The sequence below is a fragment of the Planomicrobium stackebrandtii genome, assembly GCF_030814955.1.
Lineage (GTDB): Bacteria > Bacillota > Bacilli > Bacillales_A > Planococcaceae > Planococcus > Planococcus stackebrandtii.
The window spans coordinates 168,782-194,750 of the sequence record NZ_JAUSWB010000008.1 but is presented as its reverse complement, the minus strand read 5'-3'; the positions used below and the strand labels follow the sequence as shown (position 1 = coordinate 194,750).

The window sequence follows — 25,969 nt, the reverse complement described above, 5'->3', positions numbered from 1 at the left end:
TAGCAGAAGGACCTAAAAACTTCAGATTCTTTTTTTACTACATAACCTAAACTAAGTAAAAACGAATAAAATCTTAGTTTCTCAACAAGCTGAAAACCGCCTGGATTGGAATCCAGGCGGTTTTTTTAGTCTTAAACCCAGCCACGGAAGCGTGAAGCTTCAGCAGTTCTGCGGGCGCCGACCATATAAGCTGCCAAGCGCATGTCGATATTGCGTGTAATGGCAACGTTGTAGACATTTTCAAATGCATCTACAAGTTTTTTGTTGAGTTTTTCGTCTACTTCTTCCTGCGTCCAGTAATAACCTTGGTTATTTTGCACCCATTCGAAGTAGGAAACCGTAACTCCACCAGAACTTGCCAGAACATCCGGAACCAAAAGGATTCCACGGTCTGTCAGCATCTTAGTGGCTTCAGCAGTCGTCGGACCGTTTGCTGCTTCGACAACGATAGAAGCTTTAATATCATTGGCGTTTTCCTCTGTAATTTGGTTCGCGATCGCTGCAGGTACCAGAATATCGCAGTCCAATTCAAAGAGTTCTTTGTTTGTAATGGTGTTATCAAACAATGTTGTAACCGTTCCAAAGCTATCACGGCGGTCCAATAAATAATCGATATCCAAACCATCTGGATCATGGAGAGCGCCGTATGCATCTGAGATCCCGACTACTTTTGCTCCAGCATCGTGCAGGAACTTCGCAAGGAAGCTTCCTGCATTACCAAAACCTTGAATAACAACGCGTGCCCCCTGCATATCCAGGCCGCGTTTTTTGGCAGCTTCATTAATACAGATGGTGACACCTTGAGCCGTTGCTTTGTCTCGGCCCTGGGAACCGCCAAGAACAATCGGCTTGCCCGTAATAAAGCCTGGAGAGTTGAATTCATCAATTTTGCTGTATTCATCGTACATCCATGCCATAATCTGTGAGTTTGTAAAGACATCCGGTGCTGGGATGTCTTTGTTCGGTCCGACAATCTGGCTGATTGCACGAACATACCCACGGCTCAATTTTTCGATTTCATGCATGGACATTTCGCGTGGATCGCAGATAATGCCGCCTTTGGCTCCGCCATAAGGCAATTCCACAATTCCACATTTTAATGTCATCCACATAGATAAAGCAATCACTTCATCACGATTTACATCCGGATGAAAACGGACTCCACCTTTTGTCGGCCCCACTGCATCACTGTGTTGAGCACGGTAACCTGTAAAGACTTTTGTTTTGCCATCATCCATCCGCACCGGAATGCGCACTTCCAAGATCCGCATTGGTTCTTTTAGAAGTTCGTACATCGCATCTTCGTATCCAAGCTTATCCAATGCAGTTTTAATAACATTCTGCGTAGACGTCAACAAGTTCAAGTTTTCAGCCATTGTATTAGTTCGCCTCTTTTTATTTAGTAATTACTCAGCATCTAGTGTAACACAGGTCAAGATTTATGTGCCACGAGAATGTTATTTAGAGAATACTTTTTGAATGCGCTCGATTGCCCAATCCAATTCTTCTTTTGAAATGATTAATGGAGGAGCAAAACGGATGACCGTGTCATGCGTTTCTTTGCACAGAAGACCCAATTCTTTTAATTGTTCGCAATATGGTCTTGCTGCTTCCGTCAATTCCATGCCGATGAACAAACCGCGGCCTCTGACTTCTTTTACTGAAGGGTGGTCGATTTCACGCAATTTCGCCATGAAGTATTCTCCAAGTTCCTGAGAGCGGTCTGAAAGCTTCTCATCAAGCAGCACTTCCATAGAAGCAACTGATACTGCACAAGCAAGTGGATTTCCGCCAAAAGTTGAACCGTGTGAACCTGGGTTGAATACGCCAAGTACAGACTTATCTGCTACTACGCAAGAAATCGGGAATACCCCGCCGCCTAGCGCTTTGCCCAGGATGTACATATCTGGATTGACATCTTCCCATTCGCAGGCAAACATTTTTCCAGTACGGGCAAGCCCGCATTGGATTTCATCAGCAATGAAAAGAACATTGTTTTCGCGGCAAAGTTCTCTCGCAGCTTTAAGGAAACCTTGTGGAGGCATAATGATTCCTGCTTCACCTTGTATTGGTTCGATCAAGAATGCAGCTGTATTTGGCGTAATAGCATTTTTCAATGCTTCCAAATCACCAAAAGGAACCAAGTTGATGCCAGGAAGCATTGGCCCGAAGCCTTTGCGGTATTCAGGATCTGATGACAAAGAAACAGCTGTCATGGTGCGGCCGTGAAAGTTGCCGTCGCACGCAATAATTTCTGCCTGGTTTTCAGCAACACCCTTAACGTCGTAAGCCCAGCGGCGAGCCGCTTTAATAGCCGTCTCTACAGCTTCAGCGCCTGTATTCATCGGCAATGCCATTTCTTTGCCGGAAATGTCGCAGATCATTTGGTACCAAGGAGCCAATTTGTCATTGTGGAATGCACGTGAAGTCAAAGTAACACGATCCGCCTGGTCTTTTAATGCCTGGATGATTTTCGGGTGGCGATGTCCCTGATTAACAGCTGAATAAGCTGATAGCATGTCCATGAATTTATTGCCTTCCGGATCTTTTACCCAAACTCCTTCTGCTTCTGTAATGACGATTGGCAGTGGGTGATAGTTGTTTGCCCCGTATTTTTCTGTTTGTTCAATGATTGCTTGTGTTTGTGTCATGTAATTTCCTCCTTTTTTTAAAAAAAGGCAGACCTCCGTCTGCCCTTTAGTGAATTATTATACCATTTTATGATTGATTAATACATTTCAGAAGTGGTTTTTGCTTGCATGTGAAGACCGATATAATCCGGTCCGCCTGCTTTTGAATCTGTTCCGGACATGTTGAATCCGCCAAATGACTGATATCCAACAATCGCGCCGGTACAGCCGCGGTTAAAGTAAAGGTTTCCTACGTGGAAATCTTCACGGGCTTTTTCAAGGTTCGCACGGTTGTTTGTGATAACTCCGCCAGTCAAGCCGTATTCTGTGTTGTTAGCGATTTCGATTGCATGGTCAAAATCTTTCGCTTTGGTGATTCCGACAACAGGTCCAAAGATTTCTTCCTGCATAACGCGTGCATTTGGATCAAGGTCAGCGAAAACGGTCGGGTTAACAAAATAACCTTTCGAATCGTCCCCGTCTCCACCAGCAACCAAACGGCCTTCTTGTTTGCCGATTTCGATATAGCTCATGATTTTCTTGTATGAGTTGCCGTCTATAACCGGCCCCATGTAGTTTGACTGATCAACCGGATCGCCGATCGTCAATTCTTTCGTCAATTCAATTACGCGTTCCACTACAGTATCATAGACATCTTCAACGATGACTGCACGTGATCCAGCTGAACATTTCTGTCCGCTAAAGCCGAATGCCGATTTTACAATCGATTGTGCAGCAAGCTCAAGATCCGCTTCCTTGTCCACAACCATTGTGTTCTTGCCACCCATTTCAGCAATCAGGCGTTTCATCCAAACTTGTCCTTCGTTCACTTTTGAAGAGCGTTCTGCAATGCGCAGGCCGACTTCTTTGGAACCAGTAAATGAGATAAAGCGTGTGTTCGCGTGATCTACCAAGTAATCCCCAACTTCAGAGCCTGGTCCTGGAATGTAGTTGACAACACCCGGCGGCATGCCCGCTTCTTCAAGAACTTCAATGAATTTATAAGCTACAACCGGTGTAGTTGAAGCTGGCTTCAATAGAACCGTGTTTCCTGCAACCATCGCAGCAACTGTTGTTCCAGCCATGATCGCAAAGGCAAAGTTCCAAGGTGAAATGACGACGCCTACACCCAATGGAATATAGTCGTAGCGATTGTCTTCGCCTGGACGGCTTTCCACTGGCATGCCATCTTTCAGGCGCAGCATTTGGCGAGCGTAATATTCCAGGAAATCGATGGCTTCTGCAGTATCAGCATCTGCCTCGTTCCATGGCTTGCCAGCTTCTTTTGTCAAAAGTGCCGAGAATTCGTGCTTGCGGCGACGGACAATCGCAGCTGCTCTCATCAAAACATCAGCGCGAATTTCAGGTTTTACTTTTTTCCATGTTTTAAAAGCTTTATCAGCTGATTGCATTGCCTGCTCAGCCAATTCTTTTGTTGATTTTGACACGCGGCCAATTAGTTCTTCTTTATTTGAAGGGTTAAACGAAACAATTTTATCTTCAGTGGTGATGCGTTCGCCACCAATAATCAATGGATAGTCTTGACCCAGGTATGCTTCAACTGTTTTCAAGCCCTCCAGAAAGTCTGTGCGGTTTTTGTCAATCGAGAAATCTGTGAATGGTTCATGTTTGTAGGGAATCATGTAAATCCTCCTTGAGTTTTAAGTAAGCGCAAAAAAAATTTGCACTTTATAACTGCTTCCATATATAATAATGCAAAAGATTGTTGCATAATTCAAGTGTTTTTATTTAAAAAGTCAAAATAATTTTGGAGTGAACAGCTTGAAACCGGAAAAAATCGATTTATCGCCGTTCTATAAATTTGCTGGAGAGCATGTCGCCATTGGGATTCATGCCATCGACCTCAAAGGAAAGACCATTCTTTACAATAAAAAAATGAGGGAAATTGAAGGATTTGATTTTGAGGAGCTGGCAGATCGGTCGCTGCTAGAGATGTTCCGTTTCGACCAGCATGAGAGCACCCTGCTGCAGGTTCTGCAAAGCGGGACACCTGTTTTTAATGTCAAACAAACGTATTGGAACCGCAAAGGACAGGAAATCACCACCATCAATGATACGTATCCTGTCCGCGATGAAGGAATATTGCTGGGGGCGATCGAATTATCGCGCGACGTCACCACCCTTGAAAAAGTGATTTATCAGCCGCTCCGAAAATACGACGAGCCCATCACCTTTTCGACCATTACCGCAGTTTCCAAAAGCATGAAAAAAGTGATTGCTATAGCCGAAAAAGCGGCGACTGCAAAATTGCCGGTGCTGCTGGTAGGTGAATCGGGAACCGGCAAGGAATTGATCGCCGAGGCGATCCACTGGGCGCATTCTTCCGACCGGCAAATGTATACCCTTTACTGCCACGGAACGGACGGTTCTATCATAGATCAACTGGGAGAAGATATAAAAAAAATCGGCGACGGTACGATTTACTGTGAACGAATCGATCTGCTGCCGCTTTCTCTGCAGGAGCAATTGCTGGAAATGGCCGAGGAAGGCTCACGCGGCATTACGTATTTTATCGCCAGCGTCGGCGATGACCCGGTTGAATTGATCGCTTCGAATAAGTTACTGAAGGATCTGTATTACTTCTTTTCATCGATGACCATCAAGGTTGAGCCGCTGCGCTATAGAAAAGAAGACATTCTGCCGTTTGTAAACGATTATTTTTCCCGCCATCGGATGAAAGTCGGTTCGGTCGTCCGCGGCTTGGACAAAGAAGTAACGGATCTGCTGCATGCCTATAACTGGCCGGGAAATTTAAAAGAACTTGAATTGCTGCTCGATGAGACTACTTCCATGCTGACGACACAGGAAATCGTTACTGTCGATATGCTGCCTCATCACTTTAAGATGAAAAGCGAATTAAAAGGAGCTCTCAAGCCCGAGGATTTTATCGTTCAATCCAATACAGAGCTTTTGCCTTTGGAGGAATATCTGTTCGAAGCTGAAATGTATTATTTGCAAAAGGCGATGGACCTGCATGGCGGCAATGTAACGAAAGCCGCTGCTGCTCTTGGCATGAGCCGCCAAAATTTGCAGTACCGGCTGCGGAAAATCAAAAAAAACGAAGCGCAGACATGATGTCCGCGCTTCGTTTTTCTGTTTTCTTACTGCCCAGAGCGCTTGATCCACTCTTGCATTTTGTCTTTCAACGAATTGAATCCTTCAGAATCACTTTCGTTAACGTGTGATTGAAGAGATTGTTTTGGCTTTTCAGTTCTTTGAGCTGCTGGTGGCTGCTCTTGAAGCGCGCGGATTGACAAGCTGATTTTTTTAGATTTTTCATCAACTTCCAATACTTTCACGTCAACTTCTTGTCCTACTGCCAAATACTCACTTACTTCTTTTACGTAACCGTGAGTGATTTCTGAAATGTGGACCAATCCTTGTGTTTGGTCGTCTAAAGCTACGAATGCACCGTATGGCTGGATTCCTGTTACTTTACCTGAAACCGTATCGCCTGTTTGGTATGTTTTTGTCATGTTTACCCGCTCCTAGTCATATCTAATTGTCCTGTACACCTATTGGCATCTGTATATTATAGCACAGGTATATGCTGAGAGCAAAATCAGTAATTATTTAAGCCTGTCATCCGCCATCCGTCCGCGGTTTCTTCCATGAAAAACATGTCCTGAATCAGGCTGCCCGAAGATCCGGCCGCGTACTTTATTTCAGCAGCGCCCCTCAGACCGGCAGCCATATCCGGATTGAAATGGGTTCTGAAAATTATTTGCTCTATCTCGGAAAATGGCTGAAAGTTGTGCAACTCCAAAAAAGAACTCAGCTCATCATCTGTCCAGCCGGTTTCAGCCATCAGTTTTTTCATCGTGCCAATATCCTTGTTATCGGCAGCTTTGAAAAATACGCCTGCTACTTCTCCGGCTGGTGTTTCAACTGGCAACTGGCTCTGAGATCCGCCCGATACTGATGCATATAGTGAATTGATCCGTTGCCTAAACTGCTGATCTTCTCCAGGCAAATTATAACTATTATATCGTTGGTAGTCGATTTGCCAAATCCGGTCTTTTTCCGTGACCAGCAGCACATCTAATCGCTCAAGAAATTCATCCGAACCTACTTGCGGATAAATATAAACCTTGTCTTTGACGCGCTGTCTATAAAAATCCACAGAGAGTTCAATCCAATTTGCGTTTTCCGTCAACTCAGGTATCGGCTGCCACTCTTCCTGAAACACCTGAAGCGCCGGTTTTATCGGACTGTCCGCAAACAAATGCCAAAGTGTCTCCCGGTCATCCAGTTTATTAGCGTAATGATACAGAAACAGCACATCAAGAGGCGGTACCCCTGCCAAAACCTGCAGGTCATAGGAAGCTTTGAATGATTCATACAAAGGCTCGACGCGGCTATAGTCAAAATCCTGCAAGTCGACAAATTCATCCTCAATCACCAAATTGCCATTTGGCAGCTTGTCCGCGAGTTCTCCTGACTTTTCCATTTCCAAAGCATCCGATAAATCATCGAATTCCAATTCATCGTATTGTTTCGAAGTCGTCCAACCGCTCGCTTCCATTTCTTCCAGAATCGGCAGCATCAAATAAGCCATCGGATTGGAAAGAGACACACCACTCCAGGCAGTGCGGTACTCTAATTGAACTTTGCCCTCTTCGTTAAAAACCGGGGAGTTGCCGCTTCCTTTTATTAACTGCCAAAAGGTTTGCAGATAAGCTACTTCCACTTTATCAAACAAGGAAGCAGGTCCTCCTTCTTCCAATAAGGCTTGTTCCATAGTAATTAAATGCTGGGGGATCGTATTCAACGGCACCAAAAAGCCGCTGCTGTCAAAATAAGGTTCGGCACTTAACAAATTCAAATACTGCCAGGCATACGGGTCATTCGCAATCGGCTGTTGCTGGTTTAAGACATTAACGTCACGCACCGTTCTGAACCGGTTGCCGTTTGGATGCACGACTGCGAATAAGTTGTATTCGGGCAGTGCCTCCACAACCAAGCGCAGTTTGTCGGGGAAACTTTCCGTTTGGGCAAGCAGCTTTTCCGGAGACAGTTGATCCATCACAATCGTTGACTCTAGTTCCTGCCGGTATTCCAACAGAATACTGTCCGCAAATATACGCAGTTCATCGGTCTTGGCCGCATAGTCTTGCAAAAAAGCTTCCACTTCGCTGCTCCGCATCGGATTCGGTCCCGATAAGGACTGGGCCATGCCGCGCGGAGTTTCGGCCATTCGGAAAAGGCGGTCAACTTCCTCTTGCATTCTCACTGGATCCTCTTTTAATGATTCAAGTGCTGCTTCACCGAAAACCTTCTCCATTTCACCATCTGCCAACTTGACATAGTCGAGCGCATTATATTGCTGCTCGGTCATCCCCAATCGCTGTGGTGAAGTTTTTTTGATCATGTCGTATTGGCTGCGCCAGTCTGCCACCATTTCGTCAGTTACTGTGTCCGCCTGCTGAAATTCTGTGGTGCCCGAATTTCGTGCCTGCTGATCATTGACAGAAAAACTGATGCCGATGACTGCTGCCAGAAAAAGGCCGGCTGCACCTAATACAACTGCCTTTTTTTTCTGTACGCGCGGCGGAGCGGCAGTTAATGGAATGAGTTCAGCAGCCAGGAGCCTGTTCTCGGCTTTTTGAACATTTTGCCCCAACGATGAAGGCAACATCAAACGCTGGTAGGATTTTTGAAGCATCCCCAATCGCTGCACCACTTGCGACTCTTGCAAGTGCAGCCGGGTCTGCAACTCCTGCACCCCTTGTTTCTTCAACTCCAATAATTGTTGCTCTGATTCTTCTGTAATTGTCATGATATCCGATAAGGAAACTTCGTGAAAATAAAATAAAATCAGAGATATTCGTTGATCCAACTCGAGTTTTTGCAGCTCCTCATGCAATTCCTGGTCTTCCTGAAAACCAAGAATCCGGCGATATGCTTTGCCTTCCTGCGGAATGGATAGAGTTGTCGCATGCTGAACCATCCACTTAAAAAGTTGGCGTTTTGCCTGCTCGGCTGTGACTTGCTCCAGTTGTTTATGCAATTGCTGGAAACCGAGCTGTTGAAAAGCCGGTAGGTCTTCGTAGGAAACACCCAGTTGATAAGCAAAGCGGCCCATTTCCGGCTGAATGCTCTCGGCCCATGTATAAAAAGCGGAGCTGTCCCCTTTTTGTGCCTGTTTGTATAAATCAGTCAAAGAAGTCATTGCCCCACCTCTCCATTAGTCGGAATAATCATTCTATTATACTTACTGATTGTTATACGGTCCAATCTCTCCAGCGTTTCAAATTCTGCTATTTTTTTTAGTGCTGCTCGTGTAAAATGAGGAAATCTATATGAAATAGGAGTGATGAAGTTGAAGAAACGTGAACAATGGAGTTCCAAATTAGGCTTTGTTCTTGCAGCAGCAGGAAGTGCCATCGGCCTCGGCGCCATTTGGAAGTTCCCATACGAAACCGGCGCAAATGGAGGCAGCGTGTTTATCTTGCTGTTTATCATCAGCACTGTGGCCATCGGTTTGCCAATCCTGCTTGCTGAATTTGTCATCGGCCGCAGAGGCCAGGCGGATGCTGTCAGCGGATTGAAAAAACAAGCACCCGGCAAGCCTTGGTATTTAATCGGATGGTCTGGATTTATCTTTTCATTTCTGATTTTGTCTTTTTACAGCGTTGTCGGCGGTTGGGTCTTATCTTACCTGGGCCGCTCTATCCTGTTCCAGCTGTCCGATTTGGGAGACGCTGAATTTGCCGAGCTTTTCACCGGCATTATTACCAACCCGTGGGAAGTTCTGCTTGCACAAGCCGCTTTCATGGGATTGACAATTTGGATCGTTCAAGGCGGCATCAAAGGCGGCATTGAACGTGCCAGCAAAATTATGATGCCTGCTTTATTGATTTTCTTTGTGGTGCTGATGGTCCGTTCGTTAACACTTGATGGCGCCATGGAAGGCGTCCGCTTTATGTTTGTTCCGGACTGGTCTTTCTTTAACTTTGAGACAGCCCTCATTGCACTTGGGCAAGCCTTCTTCTCGCTGAGCGTCGGTGTTGCAGGGATGATCACTTATGCCTCTTATCTGTCAAAATCGGAAAATCTGACACGTTCATCTGTCAGCGTCGTGTCACTGAATATCGTGATTTCGATTATGGCAGGCTTGATCATCTTCCCAGCGGTTTTCGCTTTGGGGTATACACCCGATCAAGGTCCCGGACTGGTATTCATCATTTTGCCGGCTATTTTTGATCAGCTGTTCATGGGTGAATTCCTGATGATCATTTTCTTTGTCCTGTTGCTGTTTGCAACTTTGACTTCCTCCATCTCCATGTTGGAGATTACCGTTTCCATCGGGGTCAAAAGCAAGTATGATCGCCGCCGCCGTGTCGCATTGATTTTCGGCCTGATGATTTTCATCGTCGGAATTCCAAGCGCCTTGTCTTTCGGCGTCATGCCGCAGGAAATCTTCTTCGGCTTTACGTTCTTCGATTTTGTCGACACGTTGACCAGCCGGATCGGATTGCCGCTTGGTGCCCTATTCACTGCGTTGTTCGCAGGCTATGTCCTGACAAAAGAAGATGCACACAATGAGCTGTCACAGCAGAAAGTATGGGTGGATGTTTGGCGCGTGCTGGTTCGCTACGTTGCACCTGTTGCGATCATCGTAGTCTTTATCCAAGGAATCATTGCTATTTTTTGAGCTAACTGTTCGAAAGATGCCATAACTTATCCTACCGAAAAATATCTGTGCGTGATAGTATATAAATAGAAGAAAGTTCCATATTGTGAAGGAGTGCATGAATTTGAAAAACGAATTACACACCCAATTAAAAGCGCTTCGCGAAGAGCGCAACTTATCGTTAGATGAACTGGCCTTAAAGACAAGAATTGGTGTTGCCAAGCTTCAAGCCTATGAAAGCGGCGAAGAAGTCCCATCCAATTCAACCATTCTTATTCTTTCAAATGCATTGGAAGTGCCTGCTTCCAATCTGGTAGATGGTTTAGAATCAAAATAAATCTATAAAAAAGAGCTGTCGGCGAAAATTCGCCGACAGCTCTTTTTGTATGTCTCAGATAATATGCTTCGCTTCGTACTTGAGCGCAATCAGTTTGTAAGAAATCTCAACGCATTGTTCCAGTGGAATCCATTTTTTAAATGAACTTTCATAGATGCTTTGAATCTTTTTTGCCAGTTCTGATGGATGGTCCAGAACATGCAATTGATCGACCACTTTGCCAATTTCTTTATCGTATAACTCTGAGCCGATGGCAAAAGGATCCCATTCTTCCATAACTGTCCCTGCTCTTCTGTTCATTTCATTTGTCTCCATGTTTTTTCACCTAACATTTCTCCAGCGTTAAGAGCTATAATAGCACATACACAAAAAAACAAAAGCAGAAGAACCCGGTGTAAAAGGTTTTTCTGCAATCTGTTTATTGTTCCAGAATTTCGATGGAATCGATCGTTACATCATTAACCGGCTTTTCCTGCACAGTTTCAACCGCTGCGATGGAATCCACTATATCCATGCCTTCAATTACCTGGCCGAATACAGTATGGGCACCGTCAAGCCAAAATGCGCCGCCCTGCTCCAAGTACGCTTGTTGAATTTCTTCCGGGTATTCAACAGTCAAATCTTCTTCGTTGACTGTTGTTGGTCCCTGTACGATGAAGAACTGGCTGCCATTGGTGCCAGGTCCGGCATTTGCCATTGACAATGCACCGCGAATATTAAATAGATGGTCATGAAATTCGTCTTCAAATGGTGCACCATAGATGCTTTCGCCACCGCCACCCGTTCCAGTAGGGTCTCCTGTTTGAAGCATAAAGTCTTCAATGATCCGGTGGAAAGTCAATCCATCATAGTAGCCTTCTTCTGCATGTGTCAAAAAGTTTTCTACGGCTTTTGGCGCGATATCCGGAAACAGCTTGATCTGCATGGTTCCCATGGATGTCGTGAGCTCAACAAGCGCTTCGTTGTCGGCAACTTCCGTTGACAATTGAGGATAGCCTTCAACTTCCACCGCTTCGCTTTTCGTTTGTTCGGGTGTTTCTTCAGTCTCTGTCTCCGCTTCTTGCCCTGAGCATGCGCCCAGGAATAAGGCCAATAAAATTGGTGTCATTATTATTTTTTTCATCTTTTTCACCCCGCCTTATTTTAGCATAGAATTTTTTTGAATTCACTGGTAAGTTTTAGTGCTTTTTTCGTGTGGCGAAATAATATATAATAAGAACAGATGCTCCTTTTAGAAAGAAGGGTTCCTTATGGATACTCAGAAAAAGAATTTCTTTATTATCATGTTCACCAATTTCCTGGTTGCCGGCAGCACCACTATGATTATGCCATTCTTATCTCTTTATATTGAATCGCTTGGCAATTTTTCTGACGAGTATGTACAGCGCTGGTCCGGACTTGTTTTTGGCGTCACTTTTGTGGCTGCATTGATCATGTCTCCTATTTGGGGACGCATTGCCGACAAATATGGCTTTAAGCCGATATTAATCATTAACGGATTCGGCATCGCCATCAGCATCTTCTTGATGGGAACCGCCGACTCTGTTTCAGAGCTGTTCATGATTCGCCTATTCATGGGTGTCGTAACCGGGTTTATTCCAACATCCTTGGCTTTTGTCAGTTCTCAAACCCCTAAGGAAACAGCCGGGAAAACACTTGGTACACTGCAAATGGGCAGTGTCTCAGGTACGCTTTTCGGACCTGTAATCGGCGGATTAATGGCTGATGCTTTTGGTTTCGAATATACTTTCCTGATTACAGCGAGCATCATTGCCGTTGCTGCCTTGTTCGTCGTATTCGGTCTGCACGAAATCAAACGGGTGAAATTGAAAGATGCCCACGTCTATGCACCGAAAACAATTGTCAGTGGGATATTAAGCCACCGCTTAATGCTCAATGTCATGATCATCACAGCACTGATCCAAATCGGCAATTTCAGCATCCAGCCTCTGTTGTCTCTGTACGTGGCAGAATTGACCGAAAGCACTGCCCAAGTGGCATTTCTTGCAGGAATTACATTTAGTGCCACTGGCGTCGGCAATCTGCTGTTTGCCCGCCGCTGGGGAAGACTGGGGGATTCGATCGGCTACGAAAAAGTCCTTGGCTTTCTGCTGCTGCTTGCTTTTGTTTTTATCATCCCCCAAGCTTTCGTCACCGAGCTTTGGCAACTGATCGCTTTGCGCTTGTTGTTCGGCATTGCAGTCGGCGGAATGATCCCGACGACTACCGCCCTGATGCGGCGGGAAGCGCCCATCGAAATTCAAGGAGAAATTATGGGTTACAACACCAGCTTCCGCTTTCTTGGAAACATTATCGGCCCGATGTTCGGCGGGATTGTAAGCGGGTTTATCGGCATCTCTTCGGTTTTCATCGTAACCGGCGTGCTGTTTGTCGTCGCTTTTGCTTTCCTTCGGTATACATTAGCCAAACCGCCGCAGGATTTTGAAGATGTCCTGCTTGAACAGGAATTGAAGAACATGTAGAAAAACCCGGTTTTCGACTGAAAATCGGGTTTTTTCCTGCTTTAATCCAAATTCACAAAATTAACTTAATTGGGTTTCTTCCTATCTTAAAAGCATGCAGAAACATGAATAGAATCACTTCCTTCGGTGGATGAACGATGCAAATCCACTCCATTTGCGTTATAATTTCTAATTAGAAACTCATCACGTTTACGCTGGAAGGAGGATTCATTTGTCATTTGTATTTTTAATCTTTTTACCTTTGCTTGCAGCGCTGTTTATTCCGCTGCTGTTTAAGAAAGTAGGAAAGATCCATACAGGCTGGTTTGTTTTGGCCGTGCCCGTCATCCTATTCATTTACTACGCTTCATTGCTGCCCACAACCATCGATGGAGGCAACTTGGTTTCTGAATTCCAATGGATCCCTTCACTTGATATCGCGTTTGTCGCGTATATCGATGGATTGAGCCTGCTGTTCACCTTGCTGATTACAGGCATTGGAGCTTTAGTGGTGCTGTACTCCATTTTTTACTTGGACAAGCACCGTGAACAATTACATAATTTCTATGTTTATTTATTAATGTTTATGACGGCGATGCTCGGCATTGTCCAAAGTGACCACTTGATCACTCTATATCTTTTCTGGGAATTGACATCCATTTCATCTTTCCTATTGATCGGTTATTGGTACACCCGCGACCGTTCAAGGTTTGGTGCATTGAAATCCATGATGATCACCGTTTTCGGGGGACTGATGATGCTTGGGGGCTTTGTGCTGCTGAGTATTATGGGCAATACATATTCGATACGCGAATTGATCACGCTGGCACCGGAAATGGCCACGCATGATTTCTTTATTTGGGCTCTTGTTTTAGTGCTGCTTGGCGCATTCACCAAATCTGCACAATTCCCATTCTATATCTGGCTTCCAGATGCAATGGAAGCGCCTACTCCGGTAAGTGCCTACCTGCATTCTGCAACCATGGTAAAAGCAGGTCTATACCTGGTGGCACGACTGACCCCCGTTTTCGCTATCTCAGGAACATGGATGTGGCTCGTTGCCGGAGTCGGACTGTTTACGATGTTCTGGGGCTCATTCTTTGCCTTGAAACAAAAAGACTTGAAAGGTATCCTGGCATTTTCGACAGTTTCTCAGCTTGGCCTGATCATGTCCTTGCTTGGGGCTTCTGCCGCTGGCTATCACATTGATAATATTGCGGAAACCACGTTTATGTATGCCGGATTCGCCGCGATTTTCCATTTGATCAACCATGCTGTCTTTAAAGGGAGCTTGTTCATGATTGCCGGCATCATCGACCACGAAACCGGCACGCGTGACATCCGTAAACTTGGCGGGTTGATGAGCTTGATGCCAATCAGTTTCACCGTAGCCATGATCGGCGCGTTCTCTATGGCGGGCTTGCCACCATTCGGCGGCTTCCTGAGTAAAGAGATGTTCCTGACAGCCATGCTGTCACTGACAGATTTCGACTTGTTCTCTATGGATGTCTGGGGCATTCTTTTCCCTGTCGTCGCTTGGCTCGGATCAGTTTTCACATTCATTTACAGCTTCTATTTTGTGTTCCACACGTTTGCCGGCAAGCACAAGCCGAAGCAATTGCCGAAGCCGGCACATGAAGCGCCAATTGGCATGCTGATTTCACCTGTGTTTCTTGCCATTCTGGTTATCGTTATTTTCTTTATCCCAAATCGCGTTGGAGATTGGCTCGTAAAACCAGCCGTCATGGCGATTCAGCCTTTCCTTTACAATTCACCATCAGAAGTGGATGTTCATGTATCCGCTTGGCACGGCTTTAATACCGAGCTCTTTATGACTCTTGGCATTTTTGCGGTTGGTGGATTGATGTTCTGGACCCTGCACAAATGGCAAAAGAGTTACGATCGCTTCCCAGATGCCATTTCGTTAAACGCTCTTTATGATAACTTGATGTTCTTAAGCGATGATGGTGCGAACCGCTTTTCCATGCTGTATATGACGGGCTTTATCCGCTCTTACTTGGTGTATATGTTTAGTTTCGTGATCTTCATCCTCCTCGGCACTCTCTACTTGACCGAGGCGTTTGCAGTCGACTTCACCAACTTGGCACCAGTTGGCTTTTATGAAATTGTCATTCTGGTCGCCCTGGTTGGTTCAACACTGACCATTCTGGTTTCAAAATCGAGGCTCACTTCGATTATTGCCTTAGGGGCAGTTGGCTATTCTGTCGCTTTGTTCTTTGTCATTTTCCGGGCACCGGACTTAGCATTGACCCAACTGGTAATCGAAACTATTTCTGTTGCGTTGTTCTTGCTGGCGTTTTATCATCTGCCGCAGATCAGCCGGAAAGAAGAGCGCATGCCCTTCCGCCTTGGCAATGCAGTGGTTGCGGTGGGGGTCGGCATCACCATGACGCTAATTGCCCTGTCATCCCATTCACAGAAAGCTATGCCTTCCATTTCTGAGTTTTACAAAGAAACGGTCTATACTGAAGCAGGCGGCGGAAATATCGTCAACGTTATCTTGGTTGATTACCGTGGATTTGATACATTGTTTGAAATTGCAGTGCTCGGTATTGCCGGCATTGGCATTATTGCGATGATCAAATTGCGCTTGTCCAAAAAGGAGGGTCAGCATGAAAACAAATGATGTTATGCTTCAAACGGCCACAAAAGTAGTGACCTTCATCATTTTGATGTTTGCTGTCCATATTTTCTTTGCAGGGCATTATACACCGGGCGGCGGATTTGTCGGCGGGCTATTGACTACCAGTGCCATCGTACTGCTGATGCTTTCTTTTGACCTTGAAACAGTCAAAAAAATTCTACCGTTCAATTATGTGACGATGACAGCAGTCGGTTTATTGCTCGCGCTTGCGACAGCTGCTGCATCCATCATCTTTGATGTCCCTTTTTTCACCCATGCTTATGATTACTTTGATTTACCGCTTTTCGGTGAAACTTCCCTGCATTCGGCTATGTTGTTCGATGCAGGCGTTTACCTGGTTGTTGTCGGTGTAACGATGACCATTATTCAAACGATTGGAGAGGATGAATAATGGAAATAATTATGTCCGTTGCCATTGGCTTTCTCTTTATGGCAGCTGTTTACTTGATGCTTTCAAAAAGCTTGATCCGCATTATTATCGGCACTGGGCTGCTGAGCCATGGCGCCCACCTTTTGTTATTGACTATGGGAGGCCTTGGAGGTAATTCACCTCCCGTTGTGGCTGATGGGGTCAGTATCAGCGATTACGCAGATCCCCTGCCCCAAGCATTGATTTTGACTGCGATTGTCATTTCATTTGCCGTTACATCATTTTTCCTTGTGCTCGCGTACCGTTCTTATCAGGAGCTCGGTACCGACAATATGGACTTGCTGAGAGGAACTGAAGATCATGAGTAATTTACTTCTATTTCCGATCATCATTCCGTTGTTTTTTGCTGTTATCCTGATGATTTTCCCGAAACGCCTGAAACTGCAACGCATTTTTGCGGTTATCGGAGCAGGAGTAACCTTAATTTCTGCAATCGTTCTGCTCGCAAAAGTTGATGCAGATGGCGTGCAGGCTGTAACACTTGGCAGCTGGCCGGCACCTTTTGGCATTTCCATGGTCTCGGATCCGCTGTCGGCCCTGTTAGTTGTCACTTCTTCAATTATTACGTTGTTCGTCGTCTTCTACAGCTTTCCATCGATTGGCGTGAAGCGCGAACAGTCTTATTACTATCCGGCTGTATTATTCCTGATGGTCGGAGTTAACGGTGCCTTTACGACTGGTGATATTTTCAACTTGTTCGTATTCGTCGAAGTGCTGCTGATGGCTTCCTATACATTGATTGTCCACGGCGGAGAAAAGCCGCAGCTTCGTGAATCGATCAAGTACTTGCTGGTGAACATCATTTCATCCGCTTTGTTTGTAGCAGCTGTCGCTTTTCTTTACTCGGTTACTGGAACCTTGAATATGGCCGATCTCGCAGTGAAGATTCCACAAATTGAAGAAACGGGCATCTTGACCGTCATTGCCGTGATGTTCCTGGTTGTCTTTGGTTTTAAAGCCGCAATCTTCCCTTTGTATTTCTGGCTGCCCGGCTCTTATTACGCACCGCCGATTCCGATATTGGCACTGTTCGGTGCATTGCTGACAAAAGTCGGCGTCTATGCAATCATGCGTACATACACATTGTTCTTCACGATGAATGTCGGCTTTACCCATGAATTGCTTGGAATTATAGCCATCCTGACCATTCTTGCCGGCTGCGTTGGCGCACTTGCTTATTTCGATGTCAAAAAAATTATCATTTATAACATCATTATTGCCGTCGGAGTTATTCTGTTCGGCATCGCTCAGTTAAATCAGCCGGGAGTTGATGGGTCCATTTTCTATCTGCTCCATGATATGCTGATCAAAGCTGCCCTGTTCTTCCTGGTTGGGATTGTTGCCGTATTGTTTGGCACAACCGATCTTCGGAAGATGGGTGGACTGATCAAGACTTATCCGGTTCTTGGCTGGACTTATCTGGTTGCAGCATTTGGGCTGGCGGGAATTCCGCCGCTCAGCGGATTCCCAGGAAAACTGCTGATTGTTCAAGGTGGATTTGAAGGCCCGCAATTCTGGGGCAGTATTGTCATTCTTGCAACGAGCCTTATTGTGCTGCTGAGTGCGGTGCGCATTTTCATCTATGCTTTTTGGGGAGAACCGGTTGAAACCGTCCCATTGAAAGGATCAGTCTTTAATCAAATGTTCATACCGACAGTAATCCTTGTTGCCATTACCGTGGTATTCGGGGTCGGCGCGGAACTCTTCATGCCGTTCATTTCAGGCGCGGGTGAAGTGCTGCTGAATCCATCCATCTATATTGATGCGGTCTTAAAGGAGTAGCTGACACATGGCTCTACAAATCTTATTGAATTTCTTCCTGGCCGTTGTCTGGATGTTCATGACCGTTTCCTTCAGTCCCGCTGGATTCGCAATCGGCTTTATCATCGGCCTTGGCATTATTATCCTGATGCGCCGGTTCTTTTCATACCGGCTCTACACTTCAAGGGCATGGGCTATCATCTCGCTGTTCCTGCTGTTCCTTAAGGAACTCTTTCTGTCGAGCATCCAGGTGTTGCGGATTGTCATCAAACCGAACATGAACTTGAAACCGGCAATTTTCGAATTGGAAACCGAGCTCAAAGAGGATTGGGAAATTACTTTGCTGTCCGCTTTGATTACTCTGACACCGGGAACACTGGTAGTCGGCATTTCAGACGATCAGAAAAGGCTCTATATCCATGCGCTCGACTTTGACGACATAGAAGAAGCTGTCAGTTCAATCAAAGAAACATTTGAGCGGGCCATTCTGGAGGTGAGCCGACCATGATGATGTTTTACTGGATTTCACTTATTATTGTCAGCATAGGCTTCACGGGGCTCCTATTCCGGCTTGTTAAAGGTCCAACCATCGCCGACCGGGTAGTAGCGCTGGATGCCATCGGAATTTCTCTCGTCTCTATTGTCGCCTTGCTGTCCTTAATAACCGAGACTGAATACTTCCTGGAAATTATCCTGCTGTTAAGTATTCTTTCCTTTATTGGAACCATTGCTTTTGCCAAATTCCTTGAGAGAGGAGAGATTTTCGATCGAAACGACAATCGTTAATATCCTCATCATCTTATTAATGAGTACAGGCGTCATTTTCAGCCTTGTTACCGCCTTAGGGCTTATCCGCTTGCCGGATGTTTATACGCGTACTCACGCCGCCTCCAAGAGCTCGACACTGGGTGTACTCTGTGTATTGACCGCAACCTTTATTCACTTTTGGCTAATCGAAGGCATCTTCAATACACAAATGATCGTCGCCATTGCGTTTTTGTTCATTACAGCTCCTGTAGGAGGACACATGATTGGACGGGCTGCCTACATGTCCGGCATCAAAGTCGCTGAAGAAACCGTGCGCGATGACATGGAGGGCGCTTTAAAAGAACGAAAGAAAAGATTGATGGACAATAAAACAACTGAACAATAAAAACAGCCTGCAGGCACATTGCCTGCAGGCTGTTTTTTTATGTTATTGCTCGTCTGCCATTTTTTCAATCAGCATGGCCAAGGTTCTGACCATTGCGCCAGTGCCGCCTTTTGGTCCGAGATCATGAGGGCCTTCTGCGTCTGAAGTTCCGGCAATGTCCAAATGAATCCAAGGTGTATCCCCCGCAAATTCCCCAACAAATCCACCGCCAAAAATCATATGGCCATCCCGTCCCGGCGAATTGTTCAAGTCTGCGACATTGCTTTTCCGGATGCGCTTTTTATCGCTTTCCGTCAAAGGCAATCGCCAGACAAATTCACCGCTTTCCAGAGAAGCTTCCAGGAAAGTTTCGAAGAACGCTTCGTCATTGGTCAATGCACCGGTTTTGTCTTTGCCTAAAGCGACAATAACGCCCCCTGTCAACGTCGCCACATCCACAATACGGGTTGCGCCCAATTGCTTCGCGTAGCTGACGGAATCTGCCAAGACGAGTCTGCCTTCCGCATCTGTATTAAGGATTTCAATGGTTTTACCGCTCATGGACGTAATGACATCATCCGGTTTAAAGGCATTGCCCGAAATCATATTGTCCGTTGCCGCAATAACTGCCAGCACATTTTTCTCCGGCTGCAGTTCTCCGATGATTCTCATGGCGCCAAGTACCGCGGCAGCACCGCCCATATCGCCTTTCATGCCCACAATGCCGTCTTTCGGCTTGATAGAGTAGCCGCCGGTGTCAAACGTTACTCCTTTTCCGACAAGCGCTAAGGGGTCTTCAAAGCCTTCTGTCGCTTTGTATTTCAAGACAATCACACGCGGTTCTTCAATAGAGCCCTGGTTGACTGCCAGAATAGCGCCCATTCCCAGCTCTTCAATCTCCGCTTTCCCTAAAATATCCGTTTCAAAACCGTAAGTTTCACCGAGTTCCCGTGCATACTCGCCCATTGCAGTCGCAGTCAGGATGTTTGCCGGCATATTGACAAGAGTCCGTGCTTCATTGACCGACTGTCCGAAAACTGAACCAACGATTGCAGCAGACTCCACATCTTCCAAAGCCTCTTCCACTAAGAAGGTCAATGATTCCAAGTCGACCTGAGTTTCATTGGACGTGGTCTTGTAATCATCAAAGCTATAGCTGCCCATTGTGATGCCTTCCGCGGCCAAGAACGCAACATCTTCTGCTGTAATGCGGTCGTTCTCGAACGACTCCATATAGACAGCTGCATGCTTTATTTTTTTCTTCGCCAATTCTTTGCCGGCTAACCCGAAGCAAGAACGAAGATCTTCTTCGGTCAATTTTTTGCGGTCATTCAAGCCAACAAATAATACGCGTGGAATACTTCCAGAAAGTGTTGGATAGGTAATTAAAGACTTTAGATCAAATGACAAGTCCTGCTTGACCCAGCTTTCCAATTTGCCATCAAAGCGCTCAGCGAATCCGCTCCACCCTTTGCAGTTTTCCGGATGCCGGCTCAAGCCAACAATGAGGATTTCGGCTCCGCTGTCCTGTGAATGCTGCTGTAATTTGATTTGCATAAAATTCCTCCTTTTTGCGTTCTCTTCAAGTGTAGCATGTAATCCGGATTCCGAGTAGTTCGTGTTACGAAGGAATTAACAGCCATCGTAATTTTTCCGTCTATGATATACTATGAGAACATATTTAGACAGAAAGGCTGTTGCTCCCTATGGAAATTTTCTCTAATCTTCCCCTTATGATCGCTTTGTTCGCCATCGTGTTTGCGCAGTTTGTTAAGATTCCCATTCAATATGCTGTAACGCGTGAACTTGACTGGAAGCTTTTTTCCTCAACCGGAGGCATGCCGAGCTCCCATTCGGCTGCTGTAACATCATTAACTACTGCAGTAGCGTTTGAGCATGGCGTCTCCTCCACTATATTTGCTGTATCGACCATGTTTGCCGTCATCACCATGTACGATGCCACTGGCGTCCGCTTTCAAGCAGGACAGCAAGCCTTGACCATCAATAAAATGCGGCAGGACATCTACCTTTTCATGGATGAGACAAGAAAATGGCCGCAGAAAAAAGAAGAGGAAAAGATTCAGGAATTGAAGACATTGCTTGGCCACAAACCAAGTGAAGTCTTTATGGGTGCGCTAACAGGCATTGCGATTTCCTTCATCTTTTATGGGATGCTAAGATAACTAAAAAATCGCCGATCCGGAAGACCGGATCGGCGATTTTTCATTAAAACATTTGATAACCCATTTTCCGCAGGATTTTCATGACAAAACCCGAAGTGATTGCGCCTGCCCAGCCAGCAAGCAATACAGCGATATCACTGCCTGTCATAGAAGTGATGGTGTCTCCCAGCATTGAGAAAGACTCACCCGGATTCGTGAAATAATCGAAAAAGCCCACATCGTCCACGACCAGCAGGATGACGATCGGATACACAACAGCCATCAGCCACGTCATGCGAAGCAGCATATTCAAAAGAAAGCCGATTCCGAAAAACATAACATAAAAAAGCAGCATGGAAATAATCAATTGCACAATTGTAAATGAACTGTTCATGAACTCTAACCTCCGTTATTCCTTTCATCAGTTTACCCGAAAAAACAAAGGCTTTCAATCCAGCAGAACAGAGTTCATCGCTTTGTCACTTATGATGGAAAAGCACAAACAATACCACTCCAAGATTCTCTGCAAACAAAAAGGAAGCGAACGGCGGTGTTCCCTCCGTTTGCTTCCTTTTGAACAAAATAAAAGAATCATCATTTAAAACCCGTTTATGGGGTATGTGTCTGAAGAGATCAATCCAGGGGATGACTCTAACCATTTCCACTCTTTTTCGCCAATTCCTTAACCATTAAACTATGTGGATCGTGAACAGTGAATGATGCAGGTTGTCTTGAGTCTGTATACGCACTTTCAACTGTGTTAAAGGAAGTTAAAAAAGCCCGTTTTTTCGAAATACTGCCATGTTATTTTTTGCCGGAACCTGAACAGCAGGAGCACGTTTCTGAACCGCCCAGCCGTAATTGAAAATAGCCTTGACCTGAGCAATATGGGCATTTATTGACGTTTTTTACTTTTTTAAAGATCGTCATCCGAAACACCTCCTTCTGTTCTTGTTTGTAATATTCTGATAATATAACACGCAAGGTTTTAAAGCGCAACTAAAAAGAATAAGTTAACGGCATCAATATATGTTGAACTAAAGAATCTAGCTTTTACCCAACGCTTCGGACGCTTTGGGCATAGCTCCCGCAAGAAGCCAGGCAAAGAGCGCCAGTCTTCTTGCTTCGCCTAGCCCTTGGGCGCTTCGGCGCTAAGAGATAGGGTGAATTCGAAGTGAGCCTTTGTTTTCTCCCTGTAATCATAAAGGATATGGAGCAAATCAGCGGAGACTCCCAAGGGAACAGCGCAGCGATGCAACGACATACAAGAAATCCACTCGGGCCAAAAGCCCGAGTTAGTCCGGCGCAAGCCCTTGGCAGCTGGCACAGCGACGTCCTGTCGCGCCAGCTGCATGACCCGCATCCTGCGGACCCGAAAGCGGAGCTGATTGGTGGAATATCAACAGGTGAAGATCATTAGTTCAACTTATATAATTTTCTCTTTTATAATTTAATCTCTACTTTTTAAAAAATAGTTTATAGTCCGAATAACCGAAAACTTCGCCCGGATCCACATCCTCAATCGGTTCCAATCCTTCTTCCAGTACATAGGAAGCCATTTCACGCAGCATTACAGAAGCCTCTTTGTCATTTGACAACTCTGCTGGAGGCAGCCATTCCACCTCGTACAGCTCAGACAGTTGCGCAATGATAGGCTGTTCTTCATTGTTCGCTTTTAACAGAAAAATTGCCATGTTGTCGCTAATTTCCTCGCGAATTACGCCAGAGCGAAAACCGATCATTTCTATCAACTCGCAATCAACGCCAGTTTCTTCTTTCACTTCCCTCAGCACAGCCTGATCAACTGTTTCGTTTCCATGAACAAATCCCGCAGGAAGCGACCACTTCCCATGCAAACCGCCATACCTTTTTTTGACTACAAGCCATTGGCCTTTGGAGTTCACCACAAGCCCGGCTGCACCGAGCCAAACATTCCCTCGTTTTGATGCCATAAGTTTTGTCTCCTTTTGTGATGAATCACAATTTCCCAATCGCTCATCTTAAAGCATTTTGTCTACAAAAAAAGCTCCCCGCTAAGGGAGCTTTGCATCGTCCAGCTTACAGAACGTTAAATTTACCTTTTTTCAGTACCAACATTGGTCCACCAATCATGAACAATGCGCGGTTATCAATCATTTTCTTCATGAACGACGCCCGTTTGCCAGTCACTTTTTTGCCGAATACAACGCCAATAGCGTCGTCATCGCCAAGTGAGCAGACAGTTCCTTTAAGGTCCGGAACAAACTCAACAGTTGTTTCACCGCTCATTAACGATTTCAAGTTCTTCGCTACGTTTTCACCTTGCTGCATAGCAATCTGTGCAGTTGGCGGATACGGACGGTTCGTTTCTTCGTTGATCATCAATGCGCAGTCACCAATGATGAAAACATCATCGTACCCTGGCGCACGCAAATCTTTGTCGACTTTAACGCGGGCACGCATGTTTTCGATTGGAGTCGCTTCAATCAAGCGGTTGCCGCGGACACCAGCAGCCCAAACAACTGTACCGGCTTTGATAAAGTCAAAATGATCATCGCCTTTTTTGATCTTAACGCCTTCAGGAGTTGCTTCTACAACCGGTGTGCCGATTGAGAATTCGATACCTTTGGACTCTAAATGGCTTACCGCATAGTTGACAAGCTCCGGATCGAAGCCAGGCAATACCATAGGTGCAGCCTCTACACAGACAACGCGCACTTTTTCGCGCGGTACATCAAACTCTTTGCATAGCTCGGGTACACGGTTAGCCAGTTCCCCAAGAAACTCAATGCCAGTGAATCCAGCTCCGCCAACAATAATTGTCAAACGGCTATCGTCTTTTACCGGTTCTGCAGACCAAGTTGCAAATTGGAATTCGATATGTTCCCGGATATAACGGGCAGCTTTTACGTTGGCAATTGACAAAGCGTATTTATCAAGGCCTTCAATACCAAACGTTTCACCTTCAAAACCAAGTGCAATGACAATGTAATCATATGTAAATTCGCCATTGTCGGTTGAAACTTTTTTACCTACTACATCAATTGCTTCTACAGTTGCCTGCACAAATTTCACTTTGACGCCGTCGATAACATCTTTGATATCATAACGCACTTGCTCTGAAAGCAATGTGCCTGCAGCAGCCTCATGAAGCCATGTGCTTTCGTAATGGTATTCGTTTTTATTGATCAATGTAATGTCCGCAGCATCTGTGCCAAGAACTTTTTGCAAGTTTACTACAGTAGTCAATCCACCGTAACCTGCTCCTAATACTAATATTGACGGTCTTTTCAACACAATCGCAACCACCTTCAAGTCATTTTTTAATCGAATATCGACAAAGCGGTCAAACCTTGGCGCACCGATAAACATCTACCTTCTATATTAGACCTAATACCTCATGATTTCAACCGAGTAATGCGTTTAGCGGCATTTATCCCCAACAAAAAAAGCCGGTTTGTGACCGACTGTTAACAATTTTCCGGTGTACCCGCTTTTTTTGCTGTACGGAATGAAGTTCCGCAGCCGCATGATGCGATGGCATTCGGATTTTCGATGGTAAATCCGCCGCCCATCAGCGACTGCTTGTAATCAACAACCGTTCCTTTTAAAATGGGGGCATCTTCTTTCGCGATCAGAACCGGGATCCCGAACTGCTCATAAAGATCGTCCGCTTCGCCTTTGTCCTTTTCAAATCCCATTCCATATGTTAATCCGCTGCAACCGCCGCCTTTAACAGCAACGCGCAAAAAGGATCCTTCTTCTTCGTTATGGCGCATCATCTCTTTTACTTGAAATGAAGCAGCTTCTGTAATTTCAACAACTTCTGTCAATTAAATCACCTTCCTATAGGGATTATCATAGCAATTGTTTCCACTATTATTCAAGCCGTCCACCTTCAAACAACTACATAAGTTAGACAGACTATTTTAATAAAGAATATTTTGCATGGGTATTCTTCAAAATAGCTCTGCTTCCATCCAGGAGCTGTGCTCAAAGCAACTGAAGCAACATACAAAAGTACGTACTTAGTTCAGCTCATATTAATGTTATTTATACAGAAAAAGGGACCTGAAAAGGTCCCTTGGCATTAAAATACTTGTTCTACTTCTACTATGCCAGGAACTTCTTCCACTAACGCGCGTTCAATCCCTGCTTTTAATGTAATTGTCGAACTTGGGCAGCTTCCGCATGCACCGAGCAGACGAAGTTTTACGATTCCGTCTTCTACATCAACAAGTTCGCAGTCTCCCCCGTCACGCAAAAGGAATGGACGCAATTTATCTAAGACTTCCATTACTTGATCTTCAATCAAAGCTTCAGTCATTTATATCGACTCCTTTCATTATAATCATTATAATGTGATTAGAGAGAAAAAGCCACTAATGAATTTATAGGAGGACCAAATTATGCAGAAAGAATTATCCATTGAAGTCTATGGAACCGATGTAATCTGCGCAAGCTGCGTCAACGCGCCATCTTCCATCGATACTTATGAATGGCTGGAAGCTGCCATCTCAAGAAAATACAAGGATCAGCCATTTTCAATTACCTATATCGATATTGAGAAACCTATGGCACTCGAGCACCAGAAGGATTATGCACAGCGCATTTTGGATGACGAATTTTTTTATCCGCTTGTTTTGATCGAAGGAGAAGTGGTTGGCGAAGGCTATGTCCAATTAAAGCCCGTATACCGTGAACTTGAAAAACATGGATTTACTGATGTGAAATAGAAAAAGCGCTCAATGATG

At 45.3% G+C, this 25,969-nt stretch carries 28 protein-coding genes; 14 read left to right on the top strand and 14 right to left on the bottom strand.

The annotated features are described in order from the left end of the window. Positions 1–131 precede the first annotated feature (131 nt). The 3 genes from QOZ98_RS15945 to pruA form a co-directional block, all read right to left on the bottom strand. A complete protein-coding gene (locus QOZ98_RS15945; protein WP_142828973.1) occupies positions 132–1,376 on the bottom strand; it encodes a Glu/Leu/Phe/Val family dehydrogenase in 1,245 nt (414 codons plus the stop codon). 81 nt (positions 1,377–1,457) lie between these two features. Beyond that, positions 1,458–2,651 carry an ornithine--oxo-acid transaminase gene (locus QOZ98_RS15940; protein ID WP_308788336.1) on the bottom strand — a complete coding sequence of 398 codons (1,194 nt, stop codon included), beginning with the start codon at positions 2,649–2,651 and terminating at the stop codon, positions 1,458–1,460. Between the two features lie 77 nt (positions 2,652–2,728). After that, positions 2,729–4,273 (bottom strand): L-glutamate gamma-semialdehyde dehydrogenase, encoded by a 1,545-nt coding sequence (pruA, locus tag QOZ98_RS15935; protein ID WP_308788335.1) that lies wholly within the window; start codon positions 4,271–4,273, stop codon positions 2,729–2,731. Positions 4,274–4,412: 139 nt separating this feature from the next. On the opposite strand from pruA, the gene QOZ98_RS15930 reads away from it, so the two are divergent. Then, positions 4,413–5,726, top strand: coding sequence for a sigma 54-interacting transcriptional regulator (locus tag QOZ98_RS15930; RefSeq protein WP_308788334.1), 1,314 nt, complete (start codon positions 4,413–4,415; stop codon positions 5,724–5,726). A gap of 26 nt (positions 5,727–5,752) precedes the next feature. On the opposite strand, the gene yugI is transcribed toward QOZ98_RS15930, so the two are convergent. After that, positions 5,753–6,127, bottom strand: a complete 375-nt coding sequence (yugI, locus tag QOZ98_RS15925; protein WP_142828969.1) for a S1 domain-containing post-transcriptional regulator GSP13 — start codon at positions 6,125–6,127, stop codon at positions 5,753–5,755. Positions 6,128–6,213: 86 nt separating this feature from the next. Then, positions 6,214–8,823: an RNA polymerase sigma factor gene (locus tag QOZ98_RS15920; protein WP_308788333.1), complete on the bottom strand. Its 2,610-nt coding sequence runs from the start codon at positions 8,821–8,823 to the stop codon at positions 6,214–6,216. Positions 8,824–8,973: 150 nt separating this feature from the next. Here QOZ98_RS15920 and QOZ98_RS15915 point away from each other — a divergent pair, with 150 nt between their 5' ends. Further along, positions 8,974–10,308 (top strand): sodium-dependent transporter, encoded by a 1,335-nt coding sequence (locus QOZ98_RS15915; protein WP_142828967.1) that lies wholly within the window; start codon positions 8,974–8,976, stop codon positions 10,306–10,308. Between the two features lie 97 nt (positions 10,309–10,405). Then, positions 10,406–10,624, top strand: coding sequence for a helix-turn-helix domain-containing protein (locus QOZ98_RS15910; protein ID WP_142828966.1), 219 nt, complete (start codon positions 10,406–10,408; stop codon positions 10,622–10,624). Positions 10,625–10,678: 54 nt separating this feature from the next. On the opposite strand, the gene QOZ98_RS15905 is transcribed toward QOZ98_RS15910, so the two are convergent. Both QOZ98_RS15905 and QOZ98_RS15900 read right to left on the bottom strand, forming a co-directional pair. After that, positions 10,679–10,939, bottom strand: a complete 261-nt coding sequence (locus QOZ98_RS15905) for a DUF1871 family protein (RefSeq protein WP_308788332.1) — start codon at positions 10,937–10,939, stop codon at positions 10,679–10,681. Between the two features lie 103 nt (positions 10,940–11,042). After that, positions 11,043–11,747 carry a peptidylprolyl isomerase gene (locus tag QOZ98_RS15900; RefSeq protein WP_308788331.1) on the bottom strand — a complete coding sequence of 235 codons (705 nt, stop codon included), beginning with the start codon at positions 11,745–11,747 and terminating at the stop codon, positions 11,043–11,045. A 127-nt stretch (positions 11,748–11,874) separates the two neighbouring features. Between QOZ98_RS15900 and QOZ98_RS15895 the strand changes: the two genes are divergently transcribed. The 8 genes from QOZ98_RS15895 (at position 11,875) to mnhG (ending at position 19,095) form a co-directional block, all read left to right on the top strand. Beyond that, positions 11,875–13,107 (top strand): MFS transporter, encoded by a 1,233-nt coding sequence (locus QOZ98_RS15895; protein ID WP_308788330.1) that lies wholly within the window; start codon positions 11,875–11,877, stop codon positions 13,105–13,107. Positions 13,108–13,318: 211 nt separating this feature from the next. Beyond that, positions 13,319–15,733, top strand: coding sequence for a Na+/H+ antiporter subunit A (locus tag QOZ98_RS15890; protein ID WP_308788329.1), 2,415 nt, complete (start codon positions 13,319–13,321; stop codon positions 15,731–15,733). Then, on the top strand, positions 15,720–16,142 hold the full coding sequence (locus tag QOZ98_RS15885; RefSeq protein WP_308788328.1) for a Na(+)/H(+) antiporter subunit B: 423 nt from the start codon (positions 15,720–15,722) through the stop codon (positions 16,140–16,142). Before QOZ98_RS15890 ends, QOZ98_RS15885 begins: the two co-directional genes overlap by 14 nt. Next, a complete protein-coding gene (locus tag QOZ98_RS15880; RefSeq protein WP_142828960.1) occupies positions 16,142–16,489 on the top strand; it encodes a Na(+)/H(+) antiporter subunit C in 348 nt (115 codons plus the stop codon). Before QOZ98_RS15885 ends, QOZ98_RS15880 begins: the two co-directional genes overlap by 1 nt. Beyond that, positions 16,482–17,963: a Na+/H+ antiporter subunit D gene (locus QOZ98_RS15875; protein ID WP_308788327.1), complete on the top strand. Its 1,482-nt coding sequence runs from the start codon at positions 16,482–16,484 to the stop codon at positions 17,961–17,963. Before QOZ98_RS15880 ends, QOZ98_RS15875 begins: the two co-directional genes overlap by 8 nt. A 7-nt stretch (positions 17,964–17,970) precedes the next feature. Continuing rightward, a complete protein-coding gene (locus QOZ98_RS15870) occupies positions 17,971–18,450 on the top strand; it encodes a Na+/H+ antiporter subunit E (RefSeq protein WP_308788326.1) in 480 nt (159 codons plus the stop codon). Then, entirely contained in the window at positions 18,447–18,728 is a 282-nt protein-coding gene (locus QOZ98_RS15865) for a Na(+)/H(+) antiporter subunit F1 (RefSeq protein WP_308788325.1), read from the top strand. Before QOZ98_RS15870 ends, QOZ98_RS15865 begins: the two co-directional genes overlap by 4 nt. Beyond that, entirely contained in the window at positions 18,676–19,095 is a 420-nt protein-coding gene (mnhG, locus tag QOZ98_RS15860; protein ID WP_308788324.1) for a monovalent cation/H(+) antiporter subunit G, read from the top strand. The genes QOZ98_RS15865 and mnhG overlap by 53 nt, the downstream gene beginning before the upstream one ends. A 42-nt stretch (positions 19,096–19,137) precedes the next feature. On the opposite strand, the gene QOZ98_RS15855 is transcribed toward mnhG, so the two are convergent. Beyond that, positions 19,138–20,631 carry a leucyl aminopeptidase gene (locus tag QOZ98_RS15855; RefSeq protein WP_308788323.1) on the bottom strand — a complete coding sequence of 498 codons (1,494 nt, stop codon included), beginning with the start codon at positions 20,629–20,631 and terminating at the stop codon, positions 19,138–19,140. Positions 20,632–20,780: 149 nt separating this feature from the next. Between QOZ98_RS15855 and QOZ98_RS15850 the strand changes: the two genes are divergently transcribed. Continuing rightward, positions 20,781–21,257, top strand: a complete 477-nt coding sequence (locus tag QOZ98_RS15850; protein ID WP_308788322.1) for a divergent PAP2 family protein — start codon at positions 20,781–20,783, stop codon at positions 21,255–21,257. Between the two features lie 43 nt (positions 21,258–21,300). On the opposite strand, the gene QOZ98_RS15845 is transcribed toward QOZ98_RS15850, so the two are convergent. Together QOZ98_RS15845 and QOZ98_RS15840 are read right to left on the bottom strand one after the other, a co-directional pair. After that, complete coding sequence (locus QOZ98_RS15845) at positions 21,301–21,630, bottom strand: YuiB family protein (RefSeq protein WP_308788321.1); 330 nt, start codon at positions 21,628–21,630, stop codon at positions 21,301–21,303. 410 nt (positions 21,631–22,040) lie between these two features. After that, positions 22,041–22,166, bottom strand: a complete 126-nt coding sequence (locus tag QOZ98_RS15840) for a YuiA family protein (protein ID WP_185960087.1) — start codon at positions 22,164–22,166, stop codon at positions 22,041–22,043. 322 nt (positions 22,167–22,488) lie between these two features. Between QOZ98_RS15840 and QOZ98_RS15835 the strand changes: the two genes are divergently transcribed. Continuing rightward, complete coding sequence (locus QOZ98_RS15835) at positions 22,489–22,656, top strand: hypothetical protein (protein WP_308788320.1); 168 nt, start codon at positions 22,489–22,491, stop codon at positions 22,654–22,656. Between the two features lie 37 nt (positions 22,657–22,693). On the opposite strand, the gene QOZ98_RS15830 is transcribed toward QOZ98_RS15835, so the two are convergent. The 4 genes from QOZ98_RS15830 to QOZ98_RS15815 form a co-directional block, all read right to left on the bottom strand. Next, a complete protein-coding gene (locus QOZ98_RS15830; protein ID WP_308788319.1) occupies positions 22,694–23,188 on the bottom strand; it encodes an NUDIX hydrolase in 495 nt (164 codons plus the stop codon). A gap of 106 nt (positions 23,189–23,294) precedes the next feature. Beyond that, positions 23,295–24,509, bottom strand: coding sequence for an NAD(P)/FAD-dependent oxidoreductase (locus QOZ98_RS15825; RefSeq protein ID WP_308788338.1), 1,215 nt, complete (start codon positions 24,507–24,509; stop codon positions 23,295–23,297). 176 nt (positions 24,510–24,685) lie between these two features. Continuing rightward, a complete protein-coding gene (locus QOZ98_RS15820; protein ID WP_308788318.1) occupies positions 24,686–25,048 on the bottom strand; it encodes a HesB/IscA family protein in 363 nt (120 codons plus the stop codon). A 257-nt stretch (positions 25,049–25,305) separates the two neighbouring features. After that, positions 25,306–25,542, bottom strand: coding sequence for a NifU family protein (locus QOZ98_RS15815; RefSeq protein WP_142828952.1), 237 nt, complete (start codon positions 25,540–25,542; stop codon positions 25,306–25,308). An 82-nt stretch (positions 25,543–25,624) separates the two neighbouring features. Here QOZ98_RS15815 and QOZ98_RS15810 point away from each other — a divergent pair, with 82 nt between their 5' ends. Beyond that, positions 25,625–25,951, top strand: coding sequence for a YuzD family protein (locus QOZ98_RS15810; RefSeq protein WP_308788317.1), 327 nt, complete (start codon positions 25,625–25,627; stop codon positions 25,949–25,951). Positions 25,952–25,969 lie beyond the last annotated feature (18 nt).

Excerpts from the sequence above, each read along its gene's own strand:
- QOZ98_RS15945 (WP_142828973.1), bottom strand. The coding sequence starts at position 1,376 with ATGGCTGAAAACTTGAACTTGTTGACGTCTACGCAGAATGTTATTAAA.
- QOZ98_RS15940 (WP_308788336.1), bottom strand. The coding sequence starts at position 2,651 with ATGACACAAACACAAGCAATCATTGAACAAACAGAAAAATACGGGGCA.
- pruA (WP_308788335.1), bottom strand. The coding sequence starts at position 4,273 with ATGATTCCCTACAAACATGAACCATTCACAGATTTCTCGATTGACAAA.
- yugI (WP_142828969.1), bottom strand. The coding sequence starts at position 6,127 with ATGACAAAAACATACCAAACAGGCGATACGGTTTCAGGTAAAGTAACA.
- QOZ98_RS15920 (WP_308788333.1), bottom strand. The coding sequence starts at position 8,823 with ATGACTTCTTTGACTGATTTATACAAACAGGCACAAAAAGGGGACAGC.
- QOZ98_RS15910 (WP_142828966.1), top strand. The coding sequence starts at position 10,406 with ATGAATTTGAAAAACGAATTACACACCCAATTAAAAGCGCTTCGCGAA.
- QOZ98_RS15905 (WP_308788332.1), bottom strand. The coding sequence starts at position 10,939 with ATGGAGACAAATGAAATGAACAGAAGAGCAGGGACAGTTATGGAAGAA.
- QOZ98_RS15900 (WP_308788331.1), bottom strand. The coding sequence starts at position 11,747 with ATGAAAAAAATAATAATGACACCAATTTTATTGGCCTTATTCCTGGGC.
- QOZ98_RS15895 (WP_308788330.1), top strand. The coding sequence starts at position 11,875 with ATGGATACTCAGAAAAAGAATTTCTTTATTATCATGTTCACCAATTTC.
- QOZ98_RS15885 (WP_308788328.1), top strand. The coding sequence starts at position 15,720 with ATGAAAACAAATGATGTTATGCTTCAAACGGCCACAAAAGTAGTGACC.
- QOZ98_RS15880 (WP_142828960.1), top strand. The coding sequence starts at position 16,142 with ATGGAAATAATTATGTCCGTTGCCATTGGCTTTCTCTTTATGGCAGCT.
- QOZ98_RS15875 (WP_308788327.1), top strand. The coding sequence starts at position 16,482 with ATGAGTAATTTACTTCTATTTCCGATCATCATTCCGTTGTTTTTTGCT.
- QOZ98_RS15870 (WP_308788326.1), top strand. The coding sequence starts at position 17,971 with ATGGCTCTACAAATCTTATTGAATTTCTTCCTGGCCGTTGTCTGGATG.
- QOZ98_RS15865 (WP_308788325.1), top strand. The coding sequence starts at position 18,447 with ATGATGATGTTTTACTGGATTTCACTTATTATTGTCAGCATAGGCTTC.
- QOZ98_RS15855 (WP_308788323.1), bottom strand. The coding sequence starts at position 20,631 with ATGCAAATCAAATTACAGCAGCATTCACAGGACAGCGGAGCCGAAATC.
- QOZ98_RS15850 (WP_308788322.1), top strand. The coding sequence starts at position 20,781 with ATGGAAATTTTCTCTAATCTTCCCCTTATGATCGCTTTGTTCGCCATC.
- QOZ98_RS15845 (WP_308788321.1), bottom strand. The coding sequence starts at position 21,630 with ATGAACAGTTCATTTACAATTGTGCAATTGATTATTTCCATGCTGCTT.
- QOZ98_RS15840 (WP_185960087.1), bottom strand. The coding sequence starts at position 22,166 with ATGACGATCTTTAAAAAAGTAAAAAACGTCAATAAATGCCCATATTGC.
- QOZ98_RS15835 (WP_308788320.1), top strand. The coding sequence starts at position 22,489 with ATGCAACGACATACAAGAAATCCACTCGGGCCAAAAGCCCGAGTTAGT.
- QOZ98_RS15830 (WP_308788319.1), bottom strand. The coding sequence starts at position 23,188 with ATGGCATCAAAACGAGGGAATGTTTGGCTCGGTGCAGCCGGGCTTGTG.
- QOZ98_RS15815 (WP_142828952.1), bottom strand. The coding sequence starts at position 25,542 with ATGACTGAAGCTTTGATTGAAGATCAAGTAATGGAAGTCTTAGATAAA.
- QOZ98_RS15810 (WP_308788317.1), top strand. The coding sequence starts at position 25,625 with ATGCAGAAAGAATTATCCATTGAAGTCTATGGAACCGATGTAATCTGC.